Source organism: Streptomyces sp. NBC_01618 (assembly GCF_045209435.1).
Lineage (GTDB): Bacteria > Actinomycetota > Actinomycetes > Streptomycetales > Streptomycetaceae > Streptomyces.
In genome coordinates this window covers 3073896-3092390 of record NZ_CP109297.1, presented here as the reverse complement: position 1 = coordinate 3092390, position 18495 = coordinate 3073896, and the positions used below count along the sequence as shown (strand labels likewise).

General features: G+C 68.7%; 16 protein-coding genes and 1 pseudogene. 8 read left to right on the top strand and 9 right to left on the bottom strand.

Annotated features, from left to right (window positions below; all coding sequences use genetic code 11):
• Positions 1–4 precede the first annotated feature (4 nt).
• A complete protein-coding gene (locus OH735_RS14410) occupies positions 5–1348 on the bottom strand; it encodes a UDP-glucose dehydrogenase family protein (protein ID WP_406381894.1) in 1344 nt (447 codons plus the stop codon).
• Between the two features lie 198 nt (positions 1349–1546).
• Here OH735_RS14410 and OH735_RS14405 point away from each other — a divergent pair, with 198 nt between their 5' ends.
• The gene (locus tag OH735_RS14405) at positions 1547–2704 is read left to right on the top strand and encodes an acyl-CoA dehydrogenase (protein ID WP_404253769.1); all 1158 of its coding nucleotides are present in this window, start codon (positions 1547–1549) and stop codon (positions 2702–2704) included.
• A gap of 84 nt (positions 2705–2788) precedes the next feature.
• On the opposite strand, the gene OH735_RS14400 is transcribed toward OH735_RS14405, so the two are convergent.
• Positions 2789–3685 (bottom strand): aminoglycoside phosphotransferase family protein, encoded by an 897-nt coding sequence (locus OH735_RS14400; RefSeq protein WP_406386556.1) that lies wholly within the window; start codon positions 3683–3685, stop codon positions 2789–2791.
• Between the two features lie 91 nt (positions 3686–3776).
• Here OH735_RS14400 and OH735_RS14395 point away from each other — a divergent pair, with 91 nt between their 5' ends.
• Positions 3777–4142, top strand: a complete 366-nt coding sequence (locus OH735_RS14395) for a DUF4440 domain-containing protein (protein ID WP_406381893.1) — start codon at positions 3777–3779, stop codon at positions 4140–4142.
• A gap of 90 nt (positions 4143–4232) precedes the next feature.
• On the opposite strand, the pseudogene OH735_RS14390 reads toward OH735_RS14395, so the two are convergent.
• Positions 4233–4484 (bottom strand): annotated as a pseudogene (locus OH735_RS14390) (transposase); the annotation flags it as partial.
• A gap of 108 nt (positions 4485–4592) precedes the next feature.
• Positions 4593–6509, bottom strand: coding sequence for a LamG-like jellyroll fold domain-containing protein (locus tag OH735_RS14385; protein ID WP_406381891.1), 1917 nt, complete (start codon positions 6507–6509; stop codon positions 4593–4595).
• A 592-nt stretch (positions 6510–7101) separates the two neighbouring features.
• On the opposite strand from OH735_RS14385, the gene OH735_RS14380 reads away from it, so the two are divergent.
• Positions 7102–7449, top strand: coding sequence for a tail fiber domain-containing protein (locus tag OH735_RS14380; RefSeq protein WP_406381890.1), 348 nt, complete (start codon positions 7102–7104; stop codon positions 7447–7449).
• 434 nt (positions 7450–7883) lie between these two features.
• Positions 7884–10883 carry a carboxypeptidase regulatory-like domain-containing protein gene (locus OH735_RS14375; RefSeq protein WP_406381889.1) on the top strand — a complete coding sequence of 1000 codons (3000 nt, stop codon included), beginning with the start codon at positions 7884–7886 and terminating at the stop codon, positions 10881–10883.
• Between the two features lie 208 nt (positions 10884–11091).
• Here the strand turns inward: OH735_RS14375 and OH735_RS14370 are convergent, their stop codons facing one another.
• The 3 genes from OH735_RS14370 to OH735_RS14360 form a co-directional block, all read right to left on the bottom strand.
• Positions 11092–11964, bottom strand: a complete 873-nt coding sequence (locus OH735_RS14370) for a hypothetical protein (RefSeq protein WP_406381888.1) — start codon at positions 11962–11964, stop codon at positions 11092–11094.
• A gap of 33 nt (positions 11965–11997) precedes the next feature.
• Positions 11998–13056 (bottom strand): helix-turn-helix domain-containing protein, encoded by a 1059-nt coding sequence (locus OH735_RS14365; RefSeq protein ID WP_406381887.1) that lies wholly within the window; start codon positions 13054–13056, stop codon positions 11998–12000.
• A gap of 280 nt (positions 13057–13336) precedes the next feature.
• Complete coding sequence (locus tag OH735_RS14360) at positions 13337–13774, bottom strand: ATP-binding protein (RefSeq protein WP_406381886.1); 438 nt, start codon at positions 13772–13774, stop codon at positions 13337–13339.
• 163 nt (positions 13775–13937) lie between these two features.
• On the opposite strand from OH735_RS14360, the gene OH735_RS14355 reads away from it, so the two are divergent.
• Positions 13938–14816: a helix-turn-helix domain-containing protein gene (locus tag OH735_RS14355; protein ID WP_406386555.1), complete on the top strand. Its 879-nt coding sequence runs from the start codon at positions 13938–13940 to the stop codon at positions 14814–14816.
• A complete protein-coding gene (locus OH735_RS14350) occupies positions 14813–15022 on the top strand; it encodes a DUF397 domain-containing protein (RefSeq protein WP_406381885.1) in 210 nt (69 codons plus the stop codon). Before OH735_RS14355 ends, OH735_RS14350 begins: the two co-directional genes overlap by 4 nt.
• 57 nt (positions 15023–15079) lie before the next feature.
• Here OH735_RS14350 and OH735_RS14345 read toward each other — a convergent pair whose 3' ends face one another.
• The gene (locus OH735_RS14345) at positions 15080–15247 is read right to left on the bottom strand and encodes a hypothetical protein (RefSeq protein WP_406381884.1); all 168 of its coding nucleotides are present in this window, start codon (positions 15245–15247) and stop codon (positions 15080–15082) included.
• Between the two features lie 177 nt (positions 15248–15424).
• Here OH735_RS14345 and OH735_RS14340 point away from each other — a divergent pair, with 177 nt between their 5' ends.
• Entirely contained in the window at positions 15425–15976 is a 552-nt protein-coding gene (locus tag OH735_RS14340) for a YciI family protein (protein ID WP_406381882.1), read from the top strand.
• Positions 15977–16493: 517 nt separating this feature from the next.
• Here OH735_RS14340 and OH735_RS14335 read toward each other — a convergent pair.
• A complete protein-coding gene (locus OH735_RS14335; RefSeq protein WP_406381881.1) occupies positions 16494–17795 on the bottom strand; it encodes an LCP family protein in 1302 nt (433 codons plus the stop codon).
• Between the two features lie 119 nt (positions 17796–17914).
• On the opposite strand from OH735_RS14335, the gene OH735_RS14330 reads away from it, so the two are divergent.
• A complete protein-coding gene (locus OH735_RS14330) occupies positions 17915–18463 on the top strand; it encodes an acyl-CoA thioesterase (protein WP_406381880.1) in 549 nt (182 codons plus the stop codon).
• Positions 18464–18495: the final 32 nt, after the last annotated feature.

Genomic DNA, 18495 nt, shown 5'->3' with positions numbered 1-18495 from the left:
GCTGTCAGGCCTTCGGCCGCCCCATCGCCCGGTACGTCCAGCCGGCCCCGCGCCACAGCTCGCTGTCGAGCGCGTTGCGGCCGTCCAGGATGATCCGGCGGGAGACGACCTCGCCGAGCGCCGCCGGGTCCAGCTCGCGGAACTCCCGCCACTCCGTCAGGTGCAGCACCACGTCCGCGCCGCGCACCGCGGCCGGCGCCGAATCGGCGTAGCCGAGGGTGGGGAAGAGCCGTCGGGCGTTGTCCATGCCCTTCGGGTCGAAGACGGTGACCTGGCCGCCCTGCAGATGGATCTGCCCGGCCACGTTCAGCGCGGGCGAGTCCCGTACGTCGTCCGAGTCCGGCTTGAACGTGGCGCCCAGGACCGCCACCCGCTTGCCGAGGAACGAATCGCCGCCCAGGGCCTCCCGGGCCAGCTCCACCATGTGCCCGCGGCGCCGCATGTTGATGGAGTCGACCTCGCGGAGGAAGGTCAGCGCCTGGTCCGCGCCCAGCTCACCGGCGCGCGCCATGAAGGCCCGGATGTCCTTGGGCAGACAGCCGCCGCCGAAGCCGATTCCGGCCCGCAGGAACTTGGACCCGATCCGCTCGTCGTGCCCGATCGCCTCGGCCAGCTTCTTCACATCGCCGTCGGCGGCCTCGCAGACCTCCGCCATGGCGTTGATGAACGAGATCTTCGTGGCCAGGAAGGAATTGGCCGCGGTCTTCACCAGCTCGGCGGTCGGGAAGTCCGTCACCACGAACGGCGACCCCTCGGCGACCGGCACCGCGTACACCTCGCGCAGCAGCTTCTCGGCCCGCTCGCTCGCCACCCCGACGACGATGCGGTCCGGGTGCAGGGTGTCCTTGACGGCGAAGCCCTCGCGCAGGAACTCCGGGTTCCAGGCCAGCTCCGCGTCCGCGCCCGCCGGTGCCAGCTCCGCCAGCCGCGCCGCGAGCCGGGCCGCCGAACCGACCGGCACGGTCGACTTCCCGACGACCAGGGCGGGCCGGGTCAGATGCGGCGCCAGCGACTCGAAGGCGGCGTCGACGTAACTCATGTCGCAGGCGTACTCGCCGTGCTTCTGCGGGGTGTTCACGCAGACGAAGTGGACGTCGCCGAAGGCCGCCACCTCCTCAGGGGAGGTGGTGAACCGCAGCCGCCCCGTGGACCCCTCGATGCCCTCGACGTGCTTGCGCAGCAACTCCTCCAGGCCCGGCTCGTACATCGGGACCCTGCCACTGCTCAGCATCTCGATCTTCTCGGGCACGACATCGAGGCCGAGCACTTCGAAGCCCAGTTCCGCCATGGCCGCGGCGTGGGTGGCGCCGAGGTAGCCGGTACCGATCACAGTGATCCTGAGGGCCATGTAGTGCTCCTGAGAGATGCGGACAGACGTGCGGTGAACGAGCATAGTCGTGCCCCCGAAGGCCCGGTTTCCGGCTGCCTGAGCAGCTTCTCCCACCCCTGTCGCCAAGCTCACGCACGCATGGCATAGGCCATTTCCGGAGCCGGGCCCTAAAATTGGGTTACTTAACGGTAGTTAGCATCTTGGGGAGTGAGCGTCTTGGCGGGTTCGACCGATTTCGACCTGTACCGTCCGGCCGAGGAGCACGAGATGCTCCGGGAGACGGTGCGTGCGCTCGCCGAGGCGAAGATCGCCCCTTACGCGGCGGCGGTCGACGAGGAGGCGCGCTTCCCGCAGGAGGCGCTGGACGCCCTGACCGCCGCGGACCTGCACGCGGTACACGTACCGGAGGAGTACGGCGGCGCGGGAGCCGACGCCCTCGCCACGGTCATCGTGATCGAGGAGGTGGCCCGCGTCTGCGCCTCCTCCTCGCTCATCCCGGCCGTGAACAAGCTCGGCTCGCTCCCGGTCATCCTGTCCGGCTCGGAGGACCTGAAGAAGAAGTACCTGGGCCCGCTCGCCAAGGGCGACGGCATGTTCTCGTACTGCCTCTCCGAGCCCGACGCGGGTTCCGACGCGGCCGGCATGAAGACCAGGGCCGTGCGCGACGGAGACTTCTGGGTGCTCAACGGCGTGAAGCGCTGGATCACCAACGCGGGCGTCTCCGAGTACTACACGGTCATGGCCGTCACCGACCCGACCAAGCGCTCCAAGGGCATCTCGGCCTTCGTCGTCGAGAAGTCGGACGAGGGCGTCTCCTTCGGCGCCCCGGAGAAGAAGCTCGGCATCAAGGGCTCCCCGACCCGCGAGGTCTACTTCGACAACGTCCGCATCCCCGCCGACCGCATCATCGGTGAGGAGGGCACCGGCTTCGCCACCGCGATGAAGACCCTGGACCACACCCGCATCACCATCGCGGCCCAGGCCCTCGGCATCGCCCAGGGCGCCCTCGACTACGCCAAGGGCTACGTCCAGGAGCGCAAGCAGTTCGGCAAGCCGATCGCCGACTTCCAGGGCATCCAGTTCATGCTCGCCGACATGGCCATGAAGCTGGAGGCGGCCCGCCAGCTCACCTACTCCGCCGCCGCCAAGTCCGAGCGCCTCGACGGCGACCTCACCTTCTTCGGCGCCGCGGCCAAGTGCTTCGCCTCCGACGTCGCGATGGAGATCACCACGGACGCGGTCCAGCTGCTCGGCGGCTACGGCTACACACGGGACTACCCGGTGGAGCGGATGATGCGCGACGCCAAGATCACGCAGATTTATGAAGGCACGAATCAGGTCCAGCGCATCGTGATGGCAAGGAACCTGCCGTAGGACGGTTGTCGCCCTGGCGTCCGGCCCCCGATGTGTGCGTCGGGGGCCGGACGTGTGTATGTGGCCAGGAGACCGCGTAGCTTCCTAGACTGATGCCAGAACACGGTCGAGCGCCGCCCGGCCCGCGGGTCCCCACGTCGGCTTGCCGCCGGGCAGGCCCCGTTCCCCGGCCCGGCCAATGAGGATGAGGACAAGGCTCTTCAGGGCAGCCAACCCTCGTGCGCGCCGGATCGTCGCCTCGTCCGCGTGCGCGTACGCGTCGAAGAACCGTGCAGCCGCCCCCGCGGGAAGGAGTACCCACGCAGCCGCGAGATCGACCGCCGGATCGCCTGCGCACATGTCACCGAAGTCGATCACGCCCGAGAGCGTCCCGTCCAGGACGACGACATTTGCCGGGTGAAGGTCGCCGTGCAGCCATACCGGCAGCTCCTCCCAGTCGGGAGCCGCAAGGGCCTCGTCCCAGACGTCCTGGATATTCCGGAGATCGACGGCAACGGCTTCGGAGGCGACGTCCTCGAGTATCTTTCCGAAGCCGTCCGTGAGCGTTTTGAGGGGAACGCCGCGATCTGGACTGACCGGTGCCTCGGCGGGCGCCTTCACATGGAGCGCCTCGAGGAAGCCCGCCAAAGTGTCGGCCGCGCGGTCGTGGCTGATCGGGGCGCGGTCGGCTGGTTCGCCGGGAACCCATGTCGCGATGGTCCATGGCCGCGGGAAGCGTGCGGAGGGTTCACCGATCCGCAGGGGGGTCGGGACCGGTAGCGGAAGGCACGGGGCCAGGGCGGGCAGCCACCGGTGCTCGTTGCGCAGGAGGGACGGTGCGCGCTCCGTGCGCGGCATGCGCACGGCCAACTCGTCCCCGAGACGCCACAGTTGGTTGTCCCAGCCGCCGACCACCTCACGCAGGTCCAACTCTGCAAGGTCAGGATGCTGCTCTCGCACCAGGGAGCGCACCAAGTTCTCATCGATCTCGAAGCCGTCCATGATCTCACTCAATCATCGACGCCTTCGCCGAAGCTCCCGCCTTACCTGATATGTGATCGCCCCGGAGCCGGATCATCCGTAGGGTTCGTGCATGGCAGACGAGAGTGAGCGGGACGTTCAAGCGGCCATTGAGGCAGAGATGCGGCTTCTCGACCCTGACGTGCGTGCTTCGCCGGCCCTGGTCTCGGAGCTCCTGGACCCGGAGTTCCTCGAGATCGGAGCGTCGGGGCGGCGCTGGGACGCGACGTCGATTCTCACGGTGACAAGTGACGGTTCGGTGGTCCCGGAAGCTCCGGTCAAGGTCAGCGAGATGTCAGGGACCGTGCTCGCTCCCGGCATCGTTCATCTGACGTACTTCGCCGACCACAGAGGGCGCCGAGCATGGCGGAGCTCCGTGTGGCGTCTGACGGAAGTGGGCTGGCGCATGTACTTCCACCAGGGCACTTTGACGAGCTGAGCGATCAGTGGGCGCCGGGTCTCTTTACATGGGCCCGGGGGCTTTTGGACGGGCACGAACCCGGAGCGGAGTTACAGCGTCGGGCGTTGGTCGTCGAGAGGCCGTCACCCCACTGCAGCCGACCTGTTCCGCGGGAACGTCCCGCCAGCTCACGCCATTGCACAGCACGTAAACGATGCCACGCAACGCAGCCCGGTCACCCGCCTGCAACCGCCCGGGATACCGATGCCGCCGAGGCGGACGAGCAGGCAACAGCGGGGCCACACGCTCCCGCAGGTCATCAGGCACGAGATCCAGGGAACCACGAGGAGAGTCCCCTGTTCGTGAAGTCGGCGCGGGCAAAAGGAGTATGCACTGCAATAGGGGTGCAGCCCTTCACGACGGGGGATGCGTGAAGAGCTACACGTACATAATGACCGCTGGTCAGGTTGTCATCAACTGACCGCCCGGTCAGTGGGGCGGCGGAGTCGGGGCCGTCATGAAGTCCCGCACGTCCAGGGGGCGTTCGACGATCCGGATGTCGCCGAGCCAGCCGTGCATCAACTGGTCGAGCCTGCCTCCGTACTCGTAGGCGCCGAGCAGCCAGGGCAGGCCCAGGGTGGCGAGACCGGTGGTGCGGGTGGCGGGGTTGCGGGCGACTGTGCAGCCGTCGACGTACATCGTCGTGTGCTTCTCGTCGTTGACGACCGCCACATGCCACCATCGCTCACGCAGCAGCTCATGGCTCCAGTTGGTGACGACCCCCGGCTGGTTCAGCGGCGCCGCCGCCCACTGGAGCCCGGGGCCGTCCGATACGGAGAGGGTGGCGACGGGCTCCTCCGGGTCGCCGGAGGTCTTGCCGGCCGCCCCGAGCGTGCCGCGGCGGCTGAGCACGGCGCCCCAGGCGTTGCGTCGGGCGTCCCAGTCGGCGGGGAGGCGGAGGAAGGCCTCGATGGTGTAACCGGACCTGAACGTCTTGGTGTTGAGCGGTGCGTTGTTCTCCGTACGCAGATACGCGCCCCGCAGCGGCGGCTTCGAGCCGTCGAAGTAGAGGCTGCCGTGACCGGGCTGGTCGGGGTGGTGGGCGGTGGACCAGCGCAGCGCGTCGGGTGCACTGCCGGGGACGGCTTCGCGCACCAGGTCGTTGCGGTACCCGGACAGGTCGGGGACGCGCAGGCCGGCGTCGGCGGCAGAACCGTCCTGGTGCGAAGGGGAGTCGAAGCGCCAGTAGGCGACGGTGCCCGGTATCAGCAGCTGTTTCGCCGGGCGGGGGCCGCGCACGGGCGCGGGCGCGAAGCCCGCGAAGCGCTTCTCGAAGTCGATGGGGACGGCGAAGCGGTCCTGTGGACCGGTCAGTTCGATCTCGCCGCGCTCCAGGTCGTTGAGCCTCTCGCCCGCGCGGCCGAGGACCCACGGGGAGATCGTCTCCACGTCGATGGTGTTCCTGGCCAGGTCGAAGCGGTAGAGGCGGATCATGGCGCCGCCGCCGTAGTAGCGATTCTGGTAGTTGGTGATGTGCAGATGGACGTCGTTGCCCGCGGTGTTCTTACGGGTGGTGCGCCCGGCGGGCCAGTAGTGGCCGTTGAGGGTGAGGAAGATCTGGTCGTGCCCGGCTATCAGCTCGTCCCACAGATGCTTTCCGTGGCCGGAGAGTTCGGCCTCGTCGCCGTCCGCGTTCGCGTACACCAGCTCGTGGGTGGTGAGGATGACGGGCGTGTCCGGGTGCTGGGCGATGACGTCCTTCGCCCAGGCGAGCCCGGCCGCCGACGGCCGCCAGTCGAGCGCCAGCACCAGCCACTCGCGGCCGGCGGCGCGGAACAGGTGGTACGTGTTGTAGCCGTCCGGGGTCGCCCCGCCGAACGTCGGCAGGCGCCGCATCCGCTGCGGGCCGAAGGTGTCCAGGTACGGGGTGCGGCCGCGCCGGTCGTCGGTGGACGACTCGATGTCGTGGTTGCCCGCGACGACGCTGTAGCCGACCTGCCGCCGGTCGAGCAGCTCGAACGCCTCGCCGATCGCCGCGAATTCGCCTGCCTGGCCGCTCTCGGTGAGGTCGCCCAGATGGGACAGGAAGACGATGTTCTCGTCGCGCCCGTGATCGAGGACGTAACGCAACGAGGCCTCGACCGGAGCCTTGTTGATGCTCGCCCCGTCGAAAAGGTACTGGGTGTCGGGCATGACGACGAGCGTGAACCGGGGGCTCTTTGGATCGGGTCGCCAACGGGCCGTGGCGGCACCGGCGTTCTGCTGGGGGAGAGCCGCGGCGGGGGCGGCGGACACGAGCCCCGTGGCCGCGGCGGCGGCACCGGTGAGCGCGGCGGCCCGCAGGAACGTACGACGCCCGGCGTCGGGCAGGAGTGGTCCGTCGGGCTGGTGGAGGGGGCTGCACATGAGTGTCTCCGCGGAGGACGATCGTCGGGAGGTGATCGTCTGCAAGCTAGCCGCGGGACCGGGGGAGGAATGGCCCGTAAGATCGACATCCGGGCGAAGACTCCATGAATTGCCCGCTTCGGGGCCCGCGGTGGGGAGGTGAGGTGGTGGGGCTCCGGCCCGACTCCAGAACATGACAGACGTCCCGGTCCCGGTCGGTGAACGAGCCCATGACGTCCACGCCACAGGCTCGAACGGACATCACGAACAGCACAAATCACGGTCGGTAAAGCGAACTGGCAGAACCGTCCACACGACGGGCTGCGGGACCCGGCTTCCCCCCAGCCGGTCATTCACGCCGAACGAGTAGTGAGGCTGCGGAGCCCGCGCAGGTGCGGGTGGTGGAGCAGAGCGCTGCCCCGGCCGGCGACGACCCCGGGGTTTCGGTTCAGTGGGTTCCGCTGGGCAGTCTGCTGTTCTCCGACCGGGCCGTAAAGACCAGCGTGAGCCCGGTGCGATGGGATCGCTGACCGAACGCCTCCACCGCGCCCGGACCGCCGGCATTCGGGCCTACCGGGCGCGCCTGCACCCCGACACACCCAGCCCCGCCGGAATGACGTCCACAGCTTCCGGGGAAACAGTCGCCGAGGCGGGTGACGGCGTGAACGGGTTCGACGTCCTTGCCCGAGTGGTCCGTCTGCCGGTAAGCACATGGCGGTACCGGTGGGAGGACGACGAAGTGCGCCACCTGGGGCCGATGGCACAGGACTGGCGGGCCCACCTCGGCCTGGGAGCCGACGACAAGACGATCTGCTGCACCGATGCCAACGGCGTCGCCATCGTGGCGATTCAGGCACTTCACCGGCAACTCACCGAGCTTCAGGCTGAGGTCAGAGAACTCCGGGCGCAGAAGGTCGAACCGGCAGCACACGCACCTGGTGCAAAGACCCCGCGGGTCTGACCGTCTCAACTGCTGCACCTGGCTGTGGCTGGGTGCAGCGGTTGCGGATGGGATGACGCGGCGCTGTCGCCCGGCACATCGCCGAGCACGATCCGGCCGTCCGCCGCCGTCGGTGAACTCCAGAACGTACCGGCGGGTTACTTGCTCCCGTTGTCCGAGCCAGGACTGCCGGGCCGAAGCTGATGGATCATCACAAATGTGTGGGTTCATGGTAGATCGTGTATCCGTCATGGCGGTCTTGTCGAGAACATGGCGACCATGTTTAGTTGTCCCGGCGGATGAACCCATCTGCTGTCGACCGAGAACCAGCGCACGGGTCGACCCCAGCTCAGCCGCATGGGAGTCACACATTGCGCACTTCGAGGTATTCCAGACCGGCCCCGCGGAGGATCTCCGCGCGGCTGGCCGCCTTCACCGCGGCGGCCGTCGCAGTCATGGCTGCGGGCTTACCCGTCGCCCAGGCTGCCACCGGCGCCGAGGCGGCCGCTCCGGGCACCGTTGCCACCGCGACGCATCCCGGGGGCGGTCTCGCCGTCGGCTCGCACGGCGAGATCTCCGGCGCCGTCACCGACAGCTCCGGCAAGGCGCTTTCCGGCGCTTCCGTCGTAGCCGGTATCTACCGGGCGACCACCGACGCCCAGGGGCACTACAACCTGACGGTGCCGCCTGGCACCTACAACATGGCCGCGTACGCCTACGGGTACGAGCCCAAGAAGGCCCACGGCGTCGTCGTCGACGATGGTACGGTCACGACCGACTTCGCGCTGGACGCGGTGGCCCGGCAGACCGTGACCGGTAAGGTGACCGACGGCTCCGGCCACGGCTGGCCGCTCTACACGAAGATCACCATCGATGACGTGCCCGTCGCCCCGGTCTTCACCGACCCGTACACCGGCGCGTACAGCATCGACCTGCCGCAGGGCGCCGACTACACCCTGCGCTTCACCTCCGTGTACCCCGGCTACAAGGCGGTCACCAAGCAGGTGACCGTGGATGACGCGGCGCAGACCGTGAACGCGGCGGTCCCGGTGGATGCCCAGGCGGCCACGGCGCCCGGTTACCAGGTCAAGCGGTCCGGCCCGATCGAGCCCTTCGACTCCACCGCCGGCGCCCCCGAGGGCTGGAGCGTGGTCAACGCCGACGGCACCACCGGCGGCTGGTCCTTCGACGACTTCGGTAAGCGGGGTAACAAGACCGGTGGTTCCGGCGCCTTCGCCATGGTCGACAGTGACAAGATCGGCAGCGGCAAGAAGCAGGACAGCTCGCTGATCACGCCGGTCATCGACCTGACCGGCAACGACAGCCCGCAACTGGAGTTCGACACCGACTACAAGAGCTTCAGCAACCAGAGCGGCAACATCGACGTCAGCACTGACGGCGGTGCGACCTGGACCAACATCTGGAACCGCACCACCACCCTGACCGGCCCTGCCCATGTCGAGCTTCCGCTGACCGACTACGCCGGGAAGCCCGGCGTGCAGGTGCGGTTCCACTTCACGGGCAGCTACGGCTACTGGTGGGAGCTCGACAACGTGTTCGTGGGCAAGCGGTCCTACGAGCCTGTCAACGGTGGTCTGGTGGCCGGTACCGTGAAGGACGCCAACACCGACGACAGCGTCGTCGGCGCCACTGTCGTCAACACCGACGCCCCGCAGGACAAGGCCATCACCGCGGCCACCCCGGACGACCCGGCGCTCGGCGACGGCTTCTACTGGATGTTCACCTCCAAGACCGGCAGCCACACCTTCACCGCCTCCAAGTCGCACTACGCCGACCTGGACAAGTCGGTGGACGTGGCGGCGGACAGCACCAACAAGGCGAACTTCAGCCTGAAGGCCGGCAAGCTGGCGTTCACCCCCGGCTCGATCGACAAGACGGTCGAGTGGGGCAAGAAGGCCACCCAGGACCTGACGGTGACGAACACCGGCGGTGCGCCTGCCAGCCTCACCCTGGGCGAGCAGCCGGGCGGCTTCACCCAGCAGCTCAAGGGCGGCGCGCCGCTCAACCTGGTGAAGGGCAACTACTCCCCGCTGGCCCTCAGCAAGGGCAAGAGCTCGGATGCGGCTCCGGCGGCCAACGCGGCCGGTGACGCCTGGCAGCCCGTGGCCAACCTGCCGACCACTGTGCAGGACAACGCGGTCGCCGTCTACAACGGCAAGGTCTACTCCGCCTTCGGCTACACAGGCAGCGCGGACACCAACGAGCTGTACGCCTACGACCCCGACAGTGGCTCCTGGACCAAGCTGGCCTCCGCGGCCGACACCCGCGAGGGCAACCCGGCCCACGGCTTCATCGGCGGCAAGCTGTACGTGGTCGGCGGCTGGGGTGGCGACGGCGACCCCGACGCCAAGCTGGAGGTCTACGACCCGGCGTCGAACAGCTGGTCCACCAAGGCGTCCTCGCCCAAGCCGTACGCCGGTTCGGGCAGCGCGGTGCTCGGCGGCAAGCTGTACGTCGTCGGCGGCTGCACCAGCAGCTGTGGCACCACGGACGCCACGGTCTACGACCCGTCGTCGGACAGCTGGTCCCAGATCGCCTCCTACCCGGAGCCGATCTCCTGGCAGTCCTGCGGCGGCATCGACGGCAAGCTCTACTGCGCCGGTGGCAACAGCGGCAGCGGTTCGACCAAGCACGCCTACGTCTACGACCCGGGCGCCGACAGCTGGTCGTCCGTCGCCGACATGCCCGCAGACCTGTGGGGTTCGGCGTACAGCGTGGGTAACGGCAAGCTGCTGGTCTCCAGCGGTGTCGTCAACAACAGCGCCGCCATCACCAACCAGGGCTACGCCTTCGACCCGGGCACCGGCAGCTGGACCGCCCTGCCCAACGCCAACACCAGCCTCTACCGTGTGGGTGCTGCCTCCGGCTTCTACAAGGTCGGCGGCAACCCCGGCGGCAGCTCGACGCCGCCGGTGTCCACCGTCGAGGTGCTGCCCGGCTACGACCAGGGCGGCGAGTCCTCGGACGTCAGCTGGCTGTCCACGAGCAAGGACAAGGTGACACTCCAGCCCGGGGAGAGCACCACGATCACCGTCGGCCTGGACGCCACGGTCCCCGAGGTCATCCAGCCCGGCGACTACACCGCGGCGCTGACCGTCCAGACCGACACCCCGTACGCCGGTGTCCCGGTCGACGTGAAGATGCACGTCAGCCCGCCGAAGGACTGGGGCAAGTACGCCGGCACCGTGCTCGGCGCCGACGGCAAGGGCGGCACCGCGCCACTGGCCGGGGCGACCATCCAGATCAGCGCCTCGACGACGAGCTACACCGTGCGGACCGCCAAGGACGGCACCTTCGCCCTGTGGTTCGACACCCGCAACAACCCGGTCAACGTGGTCGTGGCCAAGGACGGCTACCAGCCGGTGGCCACCACTGTGAAGCTCAAGAAGGGGGAGACGACGACCGGCAACTTCACGCTGAAGAAGGCCTCGTGACCCTGTTCCCGTGAGGTGAAACAGCGCGGGCCGGCCCCTCGGGGCCGGCCCGCGCGCCACGCTCAGCCCCGGCTATATGCGCGAGGGTGGTCAGTAGGTCCGGTGACGGCCCCGACGCACCGCGTCCAGCTCCGGCCCTCGGACGTGCGGGGAGCCGTGAACGGGATGCGGGCCTGCGGACAGCAGGGGCGCAGCCACCGGGGCGGGGCTACTCCTCGACGAAGACTTCCTCGGCGGTGGCGGCGGTGGCGGCGCGGTTGAGCCACTGGTGCAGGAGCTGCGGGTCGTCGCAGCCGGTGATCTTCTCGCGGGTCTCGTCGGTGATGGCGAGACCGCGCACGGCGAGGATGAGCAGGAGTCCTTCGGCTCGGCCTTCGGCTCGGCCTTCGTCCCGGATTTCTTCCGACATGAAGGACTTGTAGAAAGAGAGGTCCACGGCCACCAGATTCCTCCACTGTTGTGCGGCCGGGCGGTTGCCCAGGCCTTGTGCGGTGAGTTCGACGATGGGGTCGGCGATTGCTTCCGGTGTGTCCCGCAGTGCGGCGGACAGGGTTTTCAGTATGGCACCGACGTCCGGATTGTCGGCGTGTGTGATGGCGGCCAGGGTGGCGAGTGCGAGGTCCTTGCGGGCCTCGGCCACATCAGTGATGACGGGCATGTTGTGCGGGCCCGCGACGAGGGGGTTCAGGGTGAGTGTCTGCCATTGGCGGAGGCCGATGGAGATGGGGCGTGCGGCCCATTCGGCGGTGGCGTGGTCCTGGCAGACGACCAGTAACAGGACGGGCAGTCCGTATCTGTTGTGGAGGTAGGCGACGTAGTACGGCCAGCTGGTGGTCTTGCGCGGGTCCTTCTTGCCCTGGGCTTCGATGGTGAGGAGGAAGGGCCCGTCGTGCTCCGTGTCGATGCGCAGGAGGGTGTCTACCCGGCGTTCGAGGGGCCGGGTTTCGGTGAGGTCGGTGGGCAGGGCGGTGGCCGAGGTGGGTGGCGGGATGTCGACTCCGAGCACTTCGGAGACACGGGAGAAGAGGCCGGGGTACTCCTGGAAGATGCGGTGCATTGCTTCGTGGGGCGAGCTGACCATGGAGGTCCGTTCGGGTTGTGGGTGGTGTTCCGGTCAGGCGGCTGTGTGCAGTTCGGTGCGGCAGTCGCGGCAGTCGCGGCAGTCGCGGCAGTCGCGGCAGTCGCGGCAGTGGCCGGGGTGGCGGGAGCGGAAGGCGCGGTCGCAGCCGTCGCAGTTCTGGAGGGGGACGGCGATGACGCCAGGGCGTGCGGGTGCGAGGTCCTGGGCTTCCGGCAGCGGGGGTGGCAGGAGTGTTGTGATCCGGTGGCGCAGGAGCTTGGCTGGGTGCTTCAGGGGGTTCGGGAGGTCGGTGGTGAGGGTGTGGCGGATGGTGTCGGGGTAGGCGTCGCGTTCGAGCCAGGTGGCGACGCCGGGGGTGAGGGTGTGGATGTCGTTCTCGGAGAGGGCGAGTTGGGGTGTGTGGCGGCGCAGGTCGGCGAGGAGTGCGGCTGCGGAGCGGTGGAGTTCCGGGGTGGGTGACTGCGGCTGGGGGAGCGGTGGGGGTGGTGCCTTGCGTGCGGTGGGGGCTGGGACGAGGACGGGTGCGGGCGCCGGCTGCGGTGCGGGCGCGGGCTGCGACGTGGGTACGGGCCGTGGTGCGGCTGCCGGTTGAGGTGTGGGCGATTGTGGTGCCTGGGTGGGCTCCGGTTCGGGAGCGGGTTCGCGTGGCGGTGGTGGGGGCAGCGGGACTCCCGGTTCGGTGCGCCTGGTCCGCGGTTGTGGCGCTGCGGTGGTGGACGCGCCGGTGCCCGGCTGGTTGTAGGAGATGGTGCGGGTGACGATGCGGCCGTCGGGGAGGCGTACGCGGCTGCGGTGGAGGTAGCCGGCGGCTTCCAGCTCGCGCAGGGCGGCGGCGATCCGGGTCTCGCTCTCCGGGAAACGGTCGGCGAGCCGTTTGATGCCGATCTTGGCTCCGGCGGGGAGCGATTGGATGTGTAAGGCGAGCCCGATCGCGGTGAGGGAAAGCCCGCGGTGCTGGGCGAGGTGGTTGCCGATGACGGTGAAGCCTGCGGCGTGCCGGAAGTTGATGTGGATGACACCGGATGACGGTGTGGCGTCCCCAGGTACGGGGGACGGGGCGCACGGGGGCGCGGTAATCTGCTGGGTATCCATCGGGAAGGGCCTAACTTCCTCGGTGGTCAGGCCCTCGGTCGAGATTGGCGTCTCGTCGGGGGCCGTCGCATGTCTGTAGTTGTCGCGGCGAGCATATGCCAGTCAACCCGTATGAAATCCAGCCCAGTTGCGATATGTCACCCGGGCGAGTGACGGGGCCGGGGTGGGTTCGGGTTTGGGTGGGGAGGGTGATTTCCCTAAGTTCTTTAAAGCTTTATGTGTCGTGGGGCGCGGCGACGTGGCTCACCGGGTCGTGGGTCTCCGCGACCCGGTGGAGTGGTCACGGTACGAGGATGAGTTCGGCCCAGATCGTCTTGCGAGGGACGGGCCCGACGTCGATGCCCCAGCGGTCGGCGAGTGCCTCGACGATGAGGAGGCCGCGCCGTGATTCCGCGTCGTCGGCGGGGACGGACGTGGTGCCGGGCGTGGGAGGTAGTTGCTCGCCCCGGGTATCGGTCACCTCGATCCGCAGGAGCGTGTCGCGGTGGACGGTGAGGCTCAGTCGGAAGTCCCGGCCCGGTACGCGGCCATGGGTGGCGGCGTTTGCGGCCATCTCAGCCACGATGTGCGCGGCTGACTCCGTGGGGAGCCCCCAATCGCATAGATGCGCGGTGGTGAGCAGCCGGGCGAGCCTGGCACCTCGGCGGGTGGGGGAGAGCAGCACCGTGAACTGCCGAGTGGGAGCGGAGTGTTCGGTTCGGGTGATTTCTTGAGTCACGTCACTCAGCGTGGCCGCGCCTGCGTACCGTGAATAGCGACGAGCCGCTTACGTACGGTGATTGTCCCGTGCTTGTCCAGTGCTGTCCCGGCTGTCCGGGGTGACGTGCTGGGGACGAGCAGGGTTGAGCAAGAACGGCATGCACATCGGAAGTGGGGCACGGATGAGCGTGGATGGGACCGGTACGGAGCGCGGGGACGGCGGAGCGGACGAGCCCGGCTGGGACGTCGATCCCGATGATGAGTCGGGGGTTGCGGTGGTCGCTGCGGTGGGCCGCCAGATCAAGGCGTGGCGGGAGTCGGCGGGCATGCGGGCCGGCGAGTTCGGCGCTGCGATCGGGTACGGGGAGGACCTGGTCTACAAGGTGGAGGGCGGGCGGCGCATCCCTCGGCCCGAGTTCCTGGACAGGGCGGACGAGGTGCTGGGCGCGGGCGGGAAGCTGGCCGCGATGAAACGGGATGTGGCGGAGGTCCGGTACCCGAAGAAGATTCGGGAGCTTGCGAAGCTGGAGGCGCAGGCGGTCGAACTCTCGGCGTACGGGAGCCACAACCTTCACGGTCTGTTGCAGACGGAGGAGTATGCGCGGGCGCTGTTCGGGATGCGGCGGCCCGCGTTCTCGCAGGATGAGGTGGAGAGGCTGGTGGCTGCTCGTGTAGCCCGGCAGTCCATCTTTGACCGCTCGCCTGGCCCGGAGCTCAGCTTTGTCCAGGAAGAGGTGACACTGCGGCGCCACCTTGGGGGCAGAATGGTGTTGCGCCGACAGCTTGAACGCCTTTTGGAGGTGGGGCAGTTGCGGAACGTCGAGATCCAGGTGATGCCGACCGGCCGCGACGATCACGCCGGAATGGGCGGGGAGATGCAGGTGCTGAAGTTCAGGGACGGCTCGGCGGTGGGTCGCTCCGAGGGCGACTTCGGCAGTCGCCCGGTCTCTGACCCGAAGCATCTTCGGATCGTTGAGCTGCGGTGTGGCATCATCCGGGCTCAGGCTCTCACGCCTCGGGAGTCGCTGGCCTTCATCGAGCAAGTGCTGGGAGAGACATGATCAGCGAGACCTCTGCCGGAGACGCTTCCCGGCTGGAGTGGTTCAAGAGCAGCTACAGCGACAGCAGCAACAGCAATGAATGCGTCGAGGTCGCGACCACCCCAGGCGCGGTGCTCGTGCGCGACTCCAAGAACTTGCAGGGGGCCCGGCTCGCTTTCGCGTCAGGTGCTTGGGCGGGCTTCGTCTCGTACGCCGCCAGGCATTGATCCCACACGCGCTCGTGCCCCGAGCCTGGTTGATGCCGGCCCGGGGGCGCGTTGCTGTCAGAAGAACCCGTCCTGGATGCCGTCCTCCAGCTTGGGGTCCATCTTCGGCTTCGGCGTCCGCTTGGGGGCGGCCCTCTTCTTCGCCCCTGGCACGTGAAGCCCAGCTTCCTGCTCCTCACTTGTAGCGAGCACCCGCATCAGGATCGCGCCCCAGGCCCTCGGCATCGCCCACAGTTCGGCGAGCCGATCGGCGACTTTCGCAGGTCAGCGGCTGTTGGGTGTGACGTGTGAGCCGCGATCGACTTCGGGTCCGTTCGGGTCCGTTCGGCTCAGTTCCTGGCCGGTCATGGGCGTCGTGCCGGGGGCTCGACACGGTTACCTCCTTGAAGAGACCCTATGGGCATGGAGTTCCTCTGCTACCACCGTGACCGGCCCGGCTCCGTAGCGCTGCGCGACGAGCTGCTGGAAGAGCATTGGTCCTACATGGACCAGTACGCGGAGGAGATGATCGCCCGGGGCCCGACCCTCGCCGACGACGGCGACACACCCACCGGCAGCGTGCACATCGTCGACCTGCCCGATCCCATCGCCGCCCGCGCGTTCGCCTTCGACGAGCCGAACTACCAGGTCGGCGTGTACCGGGACGTGCTGCTGCGACGGTGGCGCAACATGCTGGGGCGCACCATGTGGGACTTCCCCGGCGGCCGGACCGGGGGCGACCGGTACCTGGTGCTCGGCCTCGGCGCGGGGCATGTCGCCGACCTTGCGGTGCCGCCCGACCGGGACGCGCTGATTGCCTACGGGCCGCTGCTGTCCGACGACGGCGCCGCCTGGCTGGGCACGGCGGTGCTGCTCCGGGCGCCGGACCCGGACACGGCACGCGCCGTCCTGACCCCGGACCGGTACTCCGACATCGAGGTGCACAACTGGCAGTTCGGCGGGCGACCGTCATGACCTGAGGAATCCGGGACAAGGTCTGGCACTGCAAAGATCACCAGTGGTACTTCTTCCTGTGCGAGGACTCGGGTGCGGGAACGGCAAGCGGCACTCCGCCGCAGATGTGCGAGACCTCCGGGTCGGCTCCGGGGGTTCTTCGAGGGGCACCGACCAGGTCCGGCGGACCGTGATGGTGCGGAACCTGCCGTAAATCGGCCTTCTCGAAAGGGATCACCGCTACCTTTACGTTGGCCTGCTCGCTCATCTCGAGCCCGCCCGCCGGTGTGGCCGCGATCGGGCAGCTGGTCAACAGCCGGGGGCCGGCGGGGGTGGCCGCGGCCAAGCGGGAGTACGACGCGCTGTGCACCGAATTCGCGGCGGACGACGGCCGGTTGGCACTTCCGAATGTGGCGTTGCCGGCCCGGGGGAGCAGGCCGGGAGGGTGACGGTGCGGACGGGCCGGATCCCCCGGCCCGCGCCCGGCATGGAGCGGGGCCCGGACAGTGAACCGTCCGGGCCCCGCATCCGCCTGCCGTCAGTTACCGGTGACGGTGACCTTCTCGTCGTTGTTGAGCTGTTCCACCAACTGCTTGACCTTGGCCTTGTCCCAGACCAGATTGCCGCCGGTGGAGCCCGAGATCGGCATGTTCATCGACACGCCGTCACCACCCGTGACGCCCTTCATGGCGAAGAACATCTGCGCCAGGGACCAGAGGGACATGTCCTTGTCCACGATCAGGGTGTCCAGGCCGGCGCCCATCGTCGGGTACAGCTTGAACGGGTTGAGGATCGTGGACGGCGTCGCTGTCTGGCTGGCCAGCGCCGCGAGGAACTTCTGCTGGTTCTTCGTACGGTCCAGGTCGCTGCCCGCGAACGCGTACCGGGTGCGGACGAAGGCGAGGGACTGCTCGCCGTTCAGGGTCTGTTTGCCCGCCTTGAAGTCGGCGCCGGACTTCTTGTCCTTGAACGCCTTGGGGATGTCCAGCTCCACCCCGCCGATCGCGTCGACGATTTTGGCGAAGCCGCCGAAGCCGATCTCGACGTAGTGGTCGATGTGCAGTCCGGTGTTGAACTCGACGGTACGGACGAGGAGTTCGGGACCATCCATGGCGTATGCGGCGTTCAGCTTGGTGAAGCGGCCGCGGCCCGGGTAGAGCTTGCCGGAGTCGGAGCCCTTGAAGGACGGGATCTCGACGTTCGAGTCACGGGGCAGGGAGACGAGCGTCGGCCCGTTCGACCCGTCGTGCAGGATCATCATCGAGTCGGTCCGCTTGCCCGCGGCGGAGCCCGTGTGGAGCTTCTTCTTGTCCTCGGCCGTCATGCCCTCGCGGCTGTCGGAACCGACGATCAGGTAGTTGGTGCCGTCGCCGCCCTTCGGCCGCTCGATGACCTTGGAGAGGTCCACCTCGCGCTTGAGCTTGGAGTCGGCCCAGAAGTACGTGCCGATGGAGACCGCGAGCACCACGACGACCAGGGACAGCGTGCCTATCTTTATTCGGCGGCCCCAGTTGGGCGCGGGGCGCCCCTGGACATAACCGCCGTCGCCCCGGCCGCTGCCGTGACCGTTGCCCCGGCCGCCGCCGTTGCCACCGCCGCCGTAGACGTGGCCCGTGTTGTAACCGCTGTCGTACCCGGCGCCGTCGTCGTAGCCGCCGGAATACTGCGGCGGCTCCGGTTGGCGTTGCCGGGGCGGTGCGGGGCGCTGCTGCGGCGGCGCGGGGCGCCGTTGGACGTGCCGCATCACGCGGGCGCCCTCGGGCCGGTCGCTGTCGCTGCCCTGCCCGTAGCGGTTGCCGCTGCGGTTGTCGTCGGTCCAGCCCTCGGGCCAATCGTTCATGCGATCCAGTGTGCAGGCCGGGCGCACCTCTCTTACAGGGTGTACGGGAAATCGCATCAGGGATGTTGCGAAGCTGATGCATTGCGGCGGGCCGGAAGCCCCCGCATAAGGTGGACGGTATGACAGATCAGGCCCTGCGCCCGGAGGGCGACATTCCGGGCAAGTCGACCGCTGCTTCCCGGACCACCCTCAGTCACATCATGACCGGCAGCGACACCAATCTGCTGGGTACGGTGCACGGCGGCGTGATCATGAAGCTGGTCGACGACGCGGCGGGCGCCGTGGCCGGCCGGCACTCCGGCGGACCCGCCGTGACGGCCTCGATGGACGAGATGGTCTTCCTGGAGCCGGTCCGCGTCGGTGACCTTGTTCACGTCCGCGCCCAGGTGAACTGGACGGGCCGGTCCTCGATGGAGGTCGGCGTCCGCGTCATGGCCGAGCGGTGGAACGAATCCGCACCCGCCCAGCAGGTCGGCACCGCGTACCTGGTGTTCGCCGCCGTCGACGCGGACGGCAAGCCGCGCCGCGTACCGCCGGTGATCCCGGAGACGGAGCGCGACAAGCGGCGCTACCAGGAGGCGCAGATCCGGCGCACCCACCGCCTCGCCCGACGCCGCGCGATCAAGGAACTGCGCGAGAAGCGCGCGGCGGACGGCATCGACGACTAGTGCCGTGACCGGCAAAGCTTGCCGGGCGGGGC

Excerpts from the sequence above, each read along its gene's own strand:
- OH735_RS14350 (WP_406381885.1), top strand. The coding sequence starts at position 14,813 with ATGATCAGCGAGACCTCTGCCGGAGACGCTTCCCGGCTGGAGTGGTTC.
- OH735_RS14385 (WP_406381891.1), bottom strand. The coding sequence starts at position 6,509 with ATGTGCAGCCCCCTCCACCAGCCCGACGGACCACTCCTGCCCGACGCC.
- OH735_RS14395 (WP_406381893.1), top strand. The coding sequence starts at position 3,777 with ATGGCAGACGAGAGTGAGCGGGACGTTCAAGCGGCCATTGAGGCAGAG.
- OH735_RS14370 (WP_406381888.1), bottom strand. The coding sequence starts at position 11,964 with ATGGTCAGCTCGCCCCACGAAGCAATGCACCGCATCTTCCAGGAGTAC.
- OH735_RS14410 (WP_406381894.1), bottom strand. The coding sequence starts at position 1,348 with ATGGCCCTCAGGATCACTGTGATCGGTACCGGCTACCTCGGCGCCACC.
- OH735_RS14380 (WP_406381890.1), top strand. The coding sequence starts at position 7,102 with ATGACGTCCACAGCTTCCGGGGAAACAGTCGCCGAGGCGGGTGACGGC.
- OH735_RS14345 (WP_406381884.1), bottom strand. The coding sequence starts at position 15,247 with ATGCCGAGGGCCTGGGGCGCGATCCTGATGCGGGTGCTCGCTACAAGT.
- OH735_RS14340 (WP_406381882.1), top strand. The coding sequence starts at position 15,425 with ATGGAGTTCCTCTGCTACCACCGTGACCGGCCCGGCTCCGTAGCGCTG.
- OH735_RS14335 (WP_406381881.1), bottom strand. The coding sequence starts at position 17,795 with ATGAACGATTGGCCCGAGGGCTGGACCGACGACAACCGCAGCGGCAAC.
- OH735_RS14330 (WP_406381880.1), top strand. The coding sequence starts at position 17,915 with ATGACAGATCAGGCCCTGCGCCCGGAGGGCGACATTCCGGGCAAGTCG.
- OH735_RS14375 (WP_406381889.1), top strand. The coding sequence starts at position 7,884 with ATGGCTGCGGGCTTACCCGTCGCCCAGGCTGCCACCGGCGCCGAGGCG.
- OH735_RS14355 (WP_406386555.1), top strand. The coding sequence starts at position 13,938 with ATGAGCGTGGATGGGACCGGTACGGAGCGCGGGGACGGCGGAGCGGAC.
- OH735_RS14400 (WP_406386556.1), bottom strand. The coding sequence starts at position 3,685 with ATGGACGGCTTCGAGATCGATGAGAACTTGGTGCGCTCCCTGGTGCGA.
- OH735_RS14365 (WP_406381887.1), bottom strand. The coding sequence starts at position 13,056 with ATGGATACCCAGCAGATTACCGCGCCCCCGTGCGCCCCGTCCCCCGTA.